The sequence below is a fragment of the Psychrobacter sp. KCTC 72983 genome (assembly GCF_014280455.1).
GTDB lineage: Bacteria > Pseudomonadota > Gammaproteobacteria > Pseudomonadales > Moraxellaceae > Psychrobacter > Psychrobacter pacificensis.
The window spans coordinates 2,751,658-2,764,817 of sequence record NZ_CP060390.1; the positions used below are offsets into that span (position 1 = coordinate 2,751,658).

General features: G+C 44.4%; 9 protein-coding genes. 2 read left to right on the forward strand and 7 right to left on the reverse strand.

The window, feature by feature from the left end; genetic code table 11:
• Positions 1-37: 37 nt before the first annotated feature.
• From PSBA01_RS11765 to cysG, 3 genes are all read right to left on the reverse strand, one after another.
• Positions 38-3,913, reverse strand: coding sequence for an AAA family ATPase (locus PSBA01_RS11765; protein ID WP_186474461.1), 3,876 nt, complete (start codon positions 3,911-3,913; stop codon positions 38-40).
• A 78-nt stretch (positions 3,914-3,991) separates the two neighbouring features.
• Entirely contained in the window at positions 3,992-5,560 is a 1,569-nt protein-coding gene (locus tag PSBA01_RS11770; RefSeq protein ID WP_186474463.1) for an exonuclease SbcCD subunit D C-terminal domain-containing protein, read from the reverse strand.
• A gap of 153 nt (positions 5,561-5,713) precedes the next feature.
• The gene (gene cysG, locus PSBA01_RS11775) at positions 5,714-7,336 is read right to left on the reverse strand and encodes a siroheme synthase CysG (RefSeq protein WP_186474465.1); all 1,623 of its coding nucleotides are present in this window, start codon (positions 7,334-7,336) and stop codon (positions 5,714-5,716) included.
• Positions 7,337-7,646: 310 nt separating this feature from the next.
• Between cysG and PSBA01_RS11780 the strand changes: the two genes are divergently transcribed.
• On the forward strand, positions 7,647-7,838 hold the full coding sequence (locus PSBA01_RS11780; RefSeq protein ID WP_222436680.1) for a hypothetical protein: 192 nt from the start codon (positions 7,647-7,649) through the stop codon (positions 7,836-7,838).
• 34 nt (positions 7,839-7,872) lie between these two features.
• On the opposite strand, the gene PSBA01_RS11785 is transcribed toward PSBA01_RS11780, so the two are convergent.
• The 3 genes from PSBA01_RS11785 to PSBA01_RS11795 are packed head-to-tail and all read right to left on the reverse strand — an operon-like array spanning position 7,873 to position 10,818.
• The gene (locus tag PSBA01_RS11785; RefSeq protein WP_186474467.1) at positions 7,873-8,511 is read right to left on the reverse strand and encodes a phosphoadenosine phosphosulfate reductase family protein; all 639 of its coding nucleotides are present in this window, start codon (positions 8,509-8,511) and stop codon (positions 7,873-7,875) included.
• A gap of 38 nt (positions 8,512-8,549) precedes the next feature.
• Entirely contained in the window at positions 8,550-9,140 is a 591-nt protein-coding gene (locus PSBA01_RS11790; RefSeq protein WP_186474469.1) for a DUF934 domain-containing protein, read from the reverse strand.
• Positions 9,133-10,818: a nitrite/sulfite reductase gene (locus tag PSBA01_RS11795; RefSeq protein WP_186474471.1), complete on the reverse strand. Its 1,686-nt coding sequence runs from the start codon at positions 10,816-10,818 to the stop codon at positions 9,133-9,135. Before PSBA01_RS11795 ends, PSBA01_RS11790 begins: the two co-directional genes overlap by 8 nt.
• Positions 10,819-11,173: 355 nt before the next feature.
• On the opposite strand from PSBA01_RS11795, the gene sat reads away from it, so the two are divergent.
• Positions 11,174-12,442, forward strand: coding sequence for a sulfate adenylyltransferase (gene sat / locus PSBA01_RS11800; RefSeq protein ID WP_186474473.1), 1,269 nt, complete (start codon positions 11,174-11,176; stop codon positions 12,440-12,442).
• Between the two features lie 104 nt (positions 12,443-12,546).
• On the opposite strand, the gene PSBA01_RS11805 is transcribed toward sat, so the two are convergent.
• The gene (locus PSBA01_RS11805) at positions 12,547-13,065 is read right to left on the reverse strand and encodes a hypothetical protein (RefSeq protein WP_186474475.1); all 519 of its coding nucleotides are present in this window, start codon (positions 13,063-13,065) and stop codon (positions 12,547-12,549) included.
• Positions 13,066-13,160 lie beyond the last annotated feature (95 nt).

Genomic DNA, 13,160 nt, shown 5'->3' on the forward strand with positions numbered 1-13,160 from the left:
AAAGTAAAGTAGAAAGTAGCAAACTGACTAGCTTAAATTACGAGGCTTTTTCACTGACAACTTTGTGACATCCTTGACCACTAATTCGGCTAAAGCCGCCCGAGAGCTTTTCGACCTTAATTTGGGTTAAGATACGATCTTTTAGCGCCTGTACATGGGATATCACTCCGATTAACTTACCTTCTTGCTGCAAATTGGTCAGCGTATCTAGCGCAATATCCAAAGACTCTTCATCCAAGGTACCAAAACCTTCATCCAAAAATAGCGAGTCCACGCGAATATTTTGGCTGGCCATTTGTGATAGTCCTAGTGCTAGAGCAAGGCTAATAATAAAGCCTTCACCGCCTGAGAGATTTTTGGTACTACGAATCTCACCGCCTTGATAATTGTCAATGACATTGAGCTCAAGGGGGCTATTGTCATCACGAGCCAGCAGGTAGCGATCACTCATTTTTTGCAGCTGAGTATTGGCATGATTAACCATCAGATCAAAAGTGAGGCCTTGAGCAAAGGTACGATACTTTTTGCCATCAGACGAGCCAATCAATTTATGTAGCTGTTGCCACACTTGTAACTTATCCTTTTGGGCATTGATGGCATCAATCTGTGCCTGTTGGGTGCTTTTCTTATCCTCATTGTCTCGTAACTGCTGACTGATTGCACCAATTGACTCAATGCAGCTATTAAACTTCTCTTGGACTTGCGCTTGCTGCTGGATAAGCGTTTCTTTATCGTCTGTTGTCAGCGGATTAGCTTGCTTATCTTCTAATGCTTTCTCGGTTTCTTTCAATAAGGATTGCGCTTGCTTGAGTGCATAATCAATATGTTCTTGCTGCTGCTTGAGTGCATTACGCTCATCCATAGGCAAGCGCGCCGCCAAAAATTCTACTTCCGTATCAAAGCTGGAGGCGGCAAGTGCCTTTTGGAACTGGTTTTCTAGAACCTGCACGGTATCAGCTGCTGCTTTGATTTGCTGGGTGATCTGCTCTCGTTGGTCTTTTAGCTGCTTGAGCGTGTATTCAGCACTGTCTAGTTGTCTTTGGGCAACGGACTGATCGGTTTTCGCTTGTTCTAATGCCTCGCGCAAACGCTGCTCTTCTGCATCGGGATCTTTGTTGGCGAAGACATTGACTCTGTGTGTTTGTAGCTGCTCAAGCGCCTTTATTTTTTCAATCACGAGTTGAACCAGACTATCAAGCTCCTGTTGGTCTTTATCCAACTGGGTTTGTTTGGTATCGATCTGTATTTCTAGACCGCCTAGTTCTGTCGCTAGCTTTTGCTGATGCTCTTTATAATTATTAAGCTCATTTTTTATGGTTATAAGCGCTGCGTGCTGCTGACGCAATGTCGTGATATGCGTATGATAATCCGCCTCGTTTAGGATAACTTGGCTATCAATACTTTCCATCAAGGGATGTAAAGTTGGCTTCGAGGCGCGTATCTGCGCGATTGCGTTTGACTGAAACGTGCCAGCGGCGTATCTTTCTAAGAGCTGAATGATGTCATTTTTAAGGGTGGTTAATTCAGAGAAATTATCGTGAATGTGTTTATCTGTATTATCTATACTCACGGATGTTATTTTGATATTCGTCTCAATCCCATTAATATCGCTTGCCAGCTTATGCTGCTGTTGTGCTAATGCGCTAATGTCCTCGCGCATGGTAGCGAGCTTCTCGCCAAGCCTCTGATAATTGGACAGCGTGCCTTTAAGTGATGCTTTACGTTCGGTCAATTGATGTTGAGTGCTCTTTAACACCGGTATTATATCTACATGTGTCTCAAGTTGCTGCAATGGTTGTATCATTGCCGCGATAAAAGGTGAGTAGTTTTCCTTCAGGACTAAACTCACTGACTGCTTGATATCAGCTGCCAGTTTTTGTGCTTGATCTTGTAGTAGGTTTTTCTGATTTTGCTGTCGCTCAAGCTGCTGCTGTTTGGTTGCTTGACTGATACGATGTACAGATAAGCTGTTTTCCAAATCGGATATGGTGGTGTCCAGCTCTATCATTTGTTGCTGAATCTGATCTGCTTCGGTATCTGATATCAAATGCGGATGGTTTGCGCCATAAGGATGCTCAAGCGATCCGCACAGCGGGCAGGGATGACCGTCTTTTAGATCAGCAATGTGGCTTTCTAGAGTGGCTACTTTTTGTAGTAGATATAACTGTGTTTGTTTGTCTTGCCGCTTGTCTTTAGTGGATTGGATAGTGGATGCTTTATTAGTAATGATATCAGCCAGCACTACCAAATCGTCTTGTATTACTGGTAGCTCAGTGTCTATATCTTTGATCTGTGCGCGAAGCTCATTGAGCTTATCTGCTTTTGACTCTATTTGTTCAAGCTGACGATCGAGGCCATCTATCTGTTCTTGTTCGCTGTGTATCTCAGGTAGAGACTGTCTTTCAATTAATTCGGCTTGCTTTTGTTGTAATTCCTCGATCTGAGCTTGCAGAGCTTTTTCTTTAGCCGCTTGATCCTTTTGTAGTGGATACAAGGTTCTAAGATGGCTTTGATACTGGTCTGTATTGTGTTTTTGGTTGGCCTTGTTGATATTTAAATCAGCATTGTCTTGGAGCAGTGCTTTTAAACTGGTGCAATAACTCTTAAAATTAGCAATATCGCCGTCGATGTCATTTAAGTCATTTGCACCATTAAGATTGCGCGCTATATCTGCTAATTGGGATTTATTTTGTACTGCTTGTTGTTGATGGTGATCAATCTCTAGGCGTAAGCGCTGATTATGGTCCGATAACGTATTCTCCCTTTGCTGCGCTTCTTTTAATCCCTGCGTTTGCTGCGTAATGTCGATATCTAGTCTACGCGCTTCTCTAATATTAGGTAAGGTGGATCGCAGCGCTTCATCAGCGGCTTGTACGCGAGTTTTTACGGTATCTAGCAGCACGTTCGCTTGGTGTAAGTTATTCTGTGTTTGCGGCAGCGTATCGTTAATTCCTTGCTGTTCATTTTGTAAACGTTTTAGATTATTGCGGTCAGAGGCAAGCTTTCCGTATTGACTATCAATCTCCAACGCCTTATTGGCAGCGGTTAAGCGTCTAGCGTCATGGATAAAGTCTTGCTGAGCCTGCTGAGCCTGCGCTAGATAATTTTGATAAGTATTCAGTTTTTCTTTTGTTTCTGTGACGCTATCTAGCCACTTTATCTTTTCGACCAAATCTTGAATTTCTCGCTGCTGCGTACTCTGGGTGCTTTGATATGACTGCAAATCGGCTCTTAATTGACCTTCTTCTTCGGTATCTAAGAGTGCCAAGCCATCTAAACCATATTGCAGTTTACTCAATATCTCTTCTTCAGTGCGTTTTTTATTATGAACATGTGTTGAAATGGTGGCATAAATATCAGTGCCTGTAATTTTTTCTAAAATATCGGCACGCTCGTCAGCTTTTGCCTTCAAAAAAGCTGAAAAACTGCCCTGAGCCAGCAATATAGAGCGAGTGAACTGCTGAAAGTCCATCCGAGTCAGTTCAATTATTTTATTTTTGGTATGTTTTAGCGTGCTCTCTAACAGCTCATCTTTTTTTGACGAGTCATCAGCGTTTATCTTAGCAATTTCATGAGTGGCGTCTTGCAGATTGCCATCTGCCTTATTATAAGCACGGCGCTGTCCCCAACGGCAGCGGTACTGCTCACCATTTAAATCAATCACGACTTCAGCGAAGCATTCCGCTGTTTGCCGCGTCATTACTTCATTGCTGCTTTTGCTGATACTGTTGATCCTTGGTGTTTCACCATATAGCGCCAGACAAATCGCATCCAATATGGTGGTCTTGCCAGCGCCAGTCTGTCCTGTGATCGCAAAGATACCTTCATTGGTAAAAGCGGTGTCAGCAAAATCAATATGCCATTCACCTTTGAGAGAATTGAGGTTTTTGAGTCTGAGTTCGATTAGGCGCATGGATATATCTTATTATTAGTGATAGCAGCAACTGCAAAAATTTAGAAAATAGAAATGCGATAATGATTCACACTTATATTATTCTGCCTGTTTGTCCTCATGATGTAAGTGATAAAGTATCTGACCATAGGCATCACGCAACGAGTCTTTTTGTGACTCAGCCACCTCATTAATCGTCAAGCAGCGCTCAAACACTTCCATCTCATTCAAGTCTTGCAAATTCTCCGAGGTTTGCTGTTGGTTAAGCACTTTATTATAAGTGCGGGTGTTCTTAATCTTTAATACCTCACATGTCAGCCCATCTACCATCGCTTGTACTTGCTCACGTAAGTCACTTACAATCTCGTCACCCGTATAGACCACCTCTAACCAAACAGAATCCGTTGGTGTGAGTGATTTTATCGTTTGTGAGATTGTGGTTAGGTCACCAGATATCTGCGCTAGCTGTTGGAACTTTGGAATGGGTAGAGAAACTACTTGCATCTGATTGTGGTCATCATGATGCAAAACTTTGTTAGAAGTAATAGAGTCGTTCGGCTTGGGTTTATGCTGTTTTTGATCGTCAGTGTTCGCTTGAAGAGCTGCTGTTGTTATCTCATGATTATCAGCTGGCGCGTCAAATCCAAATAAGTCATCTATAAAACCAGATTGTACGGGTGCTTTTTTAGCATTTTTTTCTACTGATCTTTCAACCGTGGTAGTTTTAACATTAGCATCTGTGCTGGCAAGTTGAGGCATGACGTTTAGCCCTAAGCCATCATCATCAAAAGATTCAGAATTGCCAAATTGTATAAGTAGCACTTGTTTTTGCTGTTTTGCCTCCCCAAAGCCCATTGCAATGGGTGAGCCTGAGTAGCGAATACTCTCACGACCGCCAACGCGCTGTGGTACGTGCAAATGCCCAAGGGCGACATAGTCAAAACCCTCATCAAACATATCAGCGGAGATTTTGCCAAGTGAGCCAACATAGAGATCGCGCACGCCGTCATCATCGGTTGTTTTGCCACCAGCGGCGAATAGATGACCTGTGGCAATGATAGGGATATGCCGTTGATGAGCTTTTATTAATTTGGCCTGCTGTTCTCTAGCAATCGCTGCTACTTCATCATAGTGGGCGCGAATACCTTTGATAACATTGGCGTCTTTGCTATCCGCAGACTCGCCAGCGCTACTGCTACGTACATCACGGTCGCGCAGGTAGGGTACAGCGGCGATAATGCAATGAGGATTGTTATCATCATCACCTAAGACCAATACCTCATCTTCTAAATCATCACAAGCAGTCCCAATCACATGGACATTCAAAAATTTAAGCACATTGCTTGGCGCATCCAAAAACGTCGGTGAGTCATGATTGCCTGCGACAATGACCACATGCTGACAGCAGGAACGTGAGACCTTACCCAAAAACTCATAATACAGAGCCTGCGCTCGGTTGCTCGGTGTCATGGTGTCAAAAATGTCACCGGCGACAATCAGTACATCGACGTGTTGCTCGCTAATGGTGGTTTCAAGCCAGCCCAAAAACGCTGCAAACTCATCATAACGCATACGGCCATAGAGCCTGCGCCCCAAGTGCCAATCGGACGTGTGCAATATTTTTAAAGGTCTAACAGAGATATATTTAGAAGCAATAGATAGGGGCATAGTTTGGCTTATCATTAAACGTCAGAACATTAATTAGGTAGCTTCCATTCTAGCAAGAATCGTTGAGGTTTTCTCTGTTGCAAAAAGAAAACCCTACCAATAGATAATTGACAGGGTCGCTTTGCGGTACAGGTAATAATAAAACACAGAAGATTAATCGATGATGAGCTGCTCTAGATCGTCCCCTGAATTTGTCGCAAGATTTGCAATCATCGATAGCGCATGAGCTTGTTGATCTATGGGCTGTTTGATTGATTCACCTCTTGAGCCTTCACGTAACCAGTTTTTAGCTATGTCATCGCTGCTTTGGTTGTGCTGCTGATTTTGTAAATTGTACCAAGCCAAATCATGATGCAAGCTGACCACGTCGCCCATAATAAGCAGGGCAGGCGTCGGCAGCTGAGCGGTTTCTTGCTGACTGACGATGCTGGCAAGCGTACCTGTTAGAACTTGCTGATTGGGCATACTGGCATTAGAGACAATGGCAATTGGCGTATCAGCACTACGACCAGCGTCAACCAAGCCTTCAGTCAAGCGCGCCAGCGAATGCAGACCCATATAAAAGACCACCGTCTCATCGGTGTTCAAGAAGTTTTTAAAGTTGTTGTTGGGCGTGCCTGCCTTCAAGAATCCTGTCACAAAACGTACGGACTGTGAGTGGTCACGGTGAGTTAAGGGTATGCCAGCATAGCTAGCAGCGGCATTGGCAGCGGTGATCCCTGGTACGACCTGATACGGCACACCATGAGCGCGCAGGCTTTCAATTTCTTCACCGCCACGACCAAAGATAAATGGATCGCCACCTTTTAATCGAACCACACGCCGACCTTCTTTGGCGCTATTGACCAATAACTCATTGATGCCAAGCTGCGCGACAGTATGGTTACTGCGTTTTTTACCGACAAACACTTTGTCTGCATCACGGCGGCAAAGATCCAGCACTTGTGGAGATACCAATGCGTCATAGTAGACAATATCTGCTTGCTGCATCAAACGCAGCGCTTTAAATGTCAAAAGCTCTGGGTCACCAGGGCCTGCGCCAACGATATAGACTTCGCCTACGGGGGGTGATTTTTTTTCTGACTCGTCTGATAGCGTAGGCGTTGTATTTTCCGCAGCATGGGCTTTATCATGAATAGCAGCGGCAGTACTATCTAAATCCGCTTGCAACTGAGCAGCCGCTTCGGTTTCATTACCCGCAAACATCAACTGACTGACTTGACCCTCAAACGCACGCTCCCAAAATTGGCGGCGTCCCGTCAGCGTTGGTATTTTGGACTTTACCTCGCTGCGAAAATCTCCTGCCAGCTTGGCCAATTTACCATAGCCTTGCGGGATTAAGGTTTCAAGGCGTGCCCGTAATAGCCGTGCCAATACAGGCGCTTTACCATTTGATGAAATGCCGATGACAATAGGGTTACGATCAATAATGGCTGGAAAGATAAAATCGCACAATGGCGGCGTATCGACCACATTGACCGGGATATTTAGCTCAGTCGCATCTGCGTAAATCTCATGGTTAAGCGTTTCATCGTCAGTCGCGGCAATGATCACGCGAGCGCCTGACATATAGGATTTGTGATAGTTTTTTTCAATCAACTCGTGCTTATTGTCGCTCAGTAACTCTCGTATTTCGTGGCTGATATCAGGCGCAAGAATCGTAATGCACGCGCCAGCACGGCTGAGCAAGTCCGCTTTACGCAGTGCCACTTCGCCGCCGCCCACGATGAGCACTTTACGGCCTTCTAATTTAAAAAATAGCGGGAAGGTGTTCATAGTGTCACCATATATTGGATTATTTATTATAAAAGTAGAAAAGATATAAGGAATGCCGCCATTATGAGGTATCACAGACACACTCTCACCTAATGAATTGGCATTAGTATATTCATTTTTGAAATATTAATTGATATTTTTCTTGCCAATAGGAATAGATTAAATGACTTTCTTAAATCAATAAATTCTCTAATACACGCTAACACATTTCAAAATTAGGGTGTGCTAGCATGTCTTAAGATAATTAATCGTATATCAATAATTCACAATATTTAAAAAGAGTAAGCATACTATGAAACTATAAGACAGAGTGGCGATTATATTTGGTGGCACTTCAGGGTTGGGCGAGGCGACGGCAAAGGCAAAGGCGTTTGCTAATGAAGGTGCTAAAGTCGTCGTCACAGGACGCGATGAGGTGGCGGCGCTATTATTTAGGTCGCAAATAGCTTTAGTAGTTGCAAATATGATCGTCAATCATAAAAAAAGCCCTCTCTTAAATTAAAGAAAGGGCTTTTTTCATTCAGAAAACATTAAAATTACAGCTGCGTGTGCAGACCACACTCACGGCTTTCTTCTACCTTAGTTGGATCAAAGTAGTCATGCTCGTTTGGTAGGTTGTTTTCTTCTAGATACACATCCAAATCTGCATCGGTTTTTTCAAACAATGGCGCTACTTTCAATACGCCATCTTTTGATAAGCTAAGTACATCAAGCCCTTGACGGAACTCAGTTTGGTCTTTACGAATCGCGTTAAACCATACGTCAGGCTTTAGCTCAGCAAGGGCGCGGCGGAATGGCTCAAGTTTCACTTGTTCAGTGAACTCGCCATGTTGCGGGTTGTCAATGCCTGGGATACCATTCATGGTTGAATCACGATAGGCAGCGGTTTGTTTTGGGATATAAGTCACAACGTTGAGATCAAGATCACGAATCAATTTGTTGGCAAATTGATAGGTCGCATCGGTGTTATAGCCTGAATCTACCCACAATACCGTGATGTCAGGGCGCTGCTTGGCAACCAAATGCAAGATAGCAGACTCATATGGGCGAAAGTTGGTGGTGATGATTGGGTTTTTGGCTTGCGTCAATGCCCACTCAACGATTTGCTCAGGTGATTTACCTTTTAAGTCTTGATTGGCTTGGTCAATGTCTAGGTTTGGGTGTAATTGGCTCATAATACATTCCTTAATAATTGTTAATATAAAAATCGAGTTTAGGTTTTTGAGAACATCGGTAATGCTGAAGCGTCTCGACCATCATAGCTACTGGCTAGGGCAGTGAAGGCTTGGCGAATATCAGATTTAGCATCATGCTCATTGAGTACAAAGCTAGTAGCACCAGCGCGCAGCAAATAAGCGATTTGATCACGACCAAACGCGCCTGCCATACGAATATCGCCTTCATAACCAAGCTGACGCAGGGTCTGTGCAAAACTAAAACCGCGACCGTCCACAAAACTTGGGACATGAATGACGATCAAGTCTTGCGTCAATAAAAAGTCTTTTACATCAGGCAGATCATCAGCATCGGTGTTGGATGTGATCCACACACCCAATCGGCTGCTGTGCTGCTTGAGGATATCCAATACTTGCGCGAGCAAACCGTTTGCCAGTTTGCCATCAGCATTTAATAAATCTGCTAATGGGACAAGTACATCAACTTTTTCTTGTTTGTGTAACAGCTCAAGTAAGGTCAGGTTTGATAACGCAATACCGTCAGGCAGCTGCGCTGTCGCTAGCGCTTGCCAAGTATCTTCGCCACTGATGTCTGCGCCATGGCTATCGAGCACATGATGATTAGCCATAGACCTTCTCCTTAAAGGGGGCGATACCAACGCGGTCAATCACGTCACCAAAACCCTCAACATCTTGTTCGTTAGTGCCGCGTATATCGAGATACACATCTAAAATGGTTTGTAAGGTGCTGGCCACATCATCCGCTGGCACCGCTTTTCCTAAGATTTTGCCCAATTTGGCGTCATTACTAGAGTTACCGCCAAGGCTAATCTGATACCAGTGCTCGCCTTTTTTGTCCACACCCAAGATGCCGATATCACCTGTGTGATGATGGGCGCAGGCATTCATGCAGCCTGACATGTTTAGACGAATATCACCAAGATCATACAAGTAATCTAAATCATCAAACTGCTTTTCGATTTGCTCAGCGATATTGTGCGTAGTCGCATTGGCCAGTGAGCAATAATCCCAACCTGGGCAGACAATCATGTCGGTTAAGGTGTTGATATTGGCGCGTGCTAAATGCAAATCTGATAGCTGCTGCCACAATTCATAAAGCTCATTGGTTTGCACATCAGCGAATACCAGATTTTGCTGATACGTACCGCGCAACTCACCAAAGCTATAACGATCAGACAAATCGGCAAGCGCATCCATTTGCGCATCACTCAAGTCACCTGATGGCACATAACGACCGTCCACCAGTCCGGCTTTTAAAGAAATTACGACCGCACGGTAACCGTCCACCTTATGTGCCACAGTATTCTGGTTATACCAATTGGCAAAGTCTTTATCAGCGTTTAGTTGTTGTTGTAACTCAGACTGTACTGCGAGCGCATCAAATGACTGATAATCAGGCATACTAAAGTAACTGGCAGCGGTGTCAAAATTGTCATCCGTCAAGGTCAGCGGACCGTCTTTGGTGTGCGCCTCCCACTCAGCTTCTACCAGTTTGGCAAACTGATCGCCGCCTAAGCTGTCGACCAAAATCTTGATACGGGCTTTGTACTTGTTATCACGGCGACCATGCAAGTTATAAACGCGCAAAATGGCATCGAGATAGCTGAGTAAATGCTCACGCGGTAAAAACTTGCGAATCGTTTTACCAATAATAGGCGTACGTCCTAAGCCACCACCAACGATCACTTCAAAGCCAAGCTCGCCTGCGTCATTGGTAACGACGTGCAGACCCACATCATGTACTTGCGTTGCCGCACGATCCGCTTCGGTACCGATCACTGCAATTTTAAATTTACGCGGTAAAAAGGCAAACTCAGGATGAAAGGTTGACCACTGACGGATAATCTCACAATAAGGGCGTGGGTCAGCGATTTCTTCCTTATGGATACCAGCGTAAGGATCGGTTGTGGTATTACGAATACAGTTGCCTGAGGTTTGGATGGCATGCATCTGTACCGTTGCCAATTCTGCCAAAATGTCTGGCACTTCTTCTAGTTTTGGCCAGTTCAGCTGTATGTTGGTACGAGTCGTGAAATGCCCGTAGCCTTTGTCGTATTTGCGGGTAATCTCAGCCAATTTGCGTAGCTGATAGCTGGCAAGCAAGCCGTAAGGAATGGCAATACGGAGCATCGGTGCATAACGCTGGATATACAAGCCGTTTTGCAATCGCAGTGGCAAATACTGCTCTTCTGGCAGCTCACCTGCCAAAAATCGTGCGGTTTGGTCGCGAAATTGGGCAACTCGTTCGTCTACTAACGTCTGGTCAGCGTAATTATATTGATACATGACGTAATCTCAGTTTTGTTTTTGGTCTTAAAAGCAGCGATGGCAGCAATCTAATATCTGTGCTCGTAGGTGATAGACTTTACCACAAATCGCAATTTAAACAATTCAGGGTCACATCATATAAGCTTCTATCTATAAACATAAATTCCTTTCAGACATATCCATATCCAAACACAGCATAAATTTTCATAACGAAAGTTAGGTAGCCTATGCTTATCAAATTTAACGCCTGATCACTAGTACGCTACTTCTTATCTATCGACGGCGTTCTTCTCAGTTTTGTATATTTAATCACTTTCGTATTTTTGCTCATCTCTTCCAACCATTCTTTCTAACAAGAGGTTTTAATAACGATATGTCTCAGACCCAGATTCAGACCCAAAGTCAAACTCAAACCCAATCAAAGCTGGTTCCACCACATGGTAGTGCCGAGCTAAAGCCACTGTTGTTAGAAGGCGAAGCACGCGAGCAAGCACTAGAGCTTGCCAGCACCTTACCAACCATTACCTTAAGCTCACGCGAGCGTGGTGATTTGATTATGCTGGGTATCGGTGGTTTTACCCCGCTTGAGGGCTTTATGAATAAAGCTGATTGGCAAGGTGTGGTTGATAACATGCGCTTGCAGAGTGGGGATAATAAAGGTTTGTTTTGGCCCATTCCGATCACCTTGTCTGCACCAAAAGCGACGGCGGATAGTTTGAGTCAAGGCGACAAAGTGGCATTGGTCGCACAAGATGGCGAAGTTATGGGCATCTTAACAGTAGAAGAGACCTATACCATTGATAAAGAACACGAGTGTCAGCAAGTATTTACCACCACAGATCCAGAGCATCCAGGCGTCCAGCAAGTGTTGGATCAAGATGAGGTTAATATTGCAGGTAGCGTAGAAGTACTGAGCGAAGGCGAGTTCCCAACGCGTTATCCTGGTATCTATAAAACGCCCGCGCAAACACGTCAAATCTTTGAAGAGAAAAACTGGAAGACTGTGGCGGCTTTCCAAACGCGTAACCCGATGCACCGCTCACATGAATATCTGGCCAAAATCGCAATTGAGATCTGCGATGGCGTTATGATTCATTCATTGCTCGGCGCACTAAAACCAGGTGACATTCCAGCAGAAGTGCGTCAAGAAGCCATCAAAACCTTGATTGATAATTACTTCAAACAAGACACGGTGATTCAAGCAGGTTATCCATTAGATATGCGTTATGCAGGTCCACGTGAAGCCTTATTGCACGCGTTATTCCGCCAAAACTATGGCTGTAGTCATCTGATCGTTGGTCGCGATCATGCTGGTGTGGGCGATTACTACGGCGCGTTTGATGCGCAAACCATTTTTGAACAGGTTGGCAAAGACGATCTCATCACCCAGCCGCTAAAAATTGGCTGGACGTTCTGGTGTAATGCTTGTAATGCGATGGCATCTGACAAGACTTGCCCGCATGACGCGTCTGAACACGTTAAAGTATCAGGTACTAAGCTGCGTAAAGCGCTGTCAGAAGACATGGAAGTACCAGAGAACTTTAGCCGTCCAGAAGTGCTAGAGATTTTGCGTAATTACTATGCCGGTATTGCTAAAGAAGAACGCGCTGAGGTTAAGCTGACTGGCGCTTCTGCAGTTTAAGATAGTTTTAAAATCTTCAAGCATAAAAAAGGTGTCAGACTTATGGTCTGGCACCTTTTGTTTTTGTCATTTTTAGCATCTCTCACCGCAATTAGCGTGAGCTATCAAATCGCTAAATCTTCTGTCAGTTTTTGATATTCTCCCGCAAGTGAGGCACCGCCTGAGCAAAAATAATTCAGCGCATACGTATCTGGGCTATCAATCGTCAGCATATTGTCTTTAAATTGAAAAAAGACGGTGCTGTCATTTGCCTGTGCCTGAAAAATTGTACCGTGTGCCGCGTCTTGCCCCATTAATATCGCCTTACCATCAAACTGACAAGTCTGTTTTTTGATATCGCTACGTGAGCGAACTTTTATATCGATTTGTTGGTCACTCTCTGCACGCACCATGACGCCAACCCAGTCATAGCCTTGTGCGCGTTTGTCATAATCTGCAGAAGCATAATCACCAGAAATATAGTCTTTCATAACATCCACTGGAATTGAATGAACCGCTACAGCATTGTTCGTAGAACTCTTCACCGCGGGCGTCACGTTATGACAACCCGTTACGGCAGCTAGGGTAGTGGCTATCAATGTTAATGCTGCAATAGAATGAAAGCGATGGGACGAAAGAGTCATAAAAAGGCCTTTGGTTAAATAAGACGGTAAAATGGATATAGCATTGGCGCATGGGCCCTACCATATAGAATGAGGGTACAGCCTAGCTAAATTAT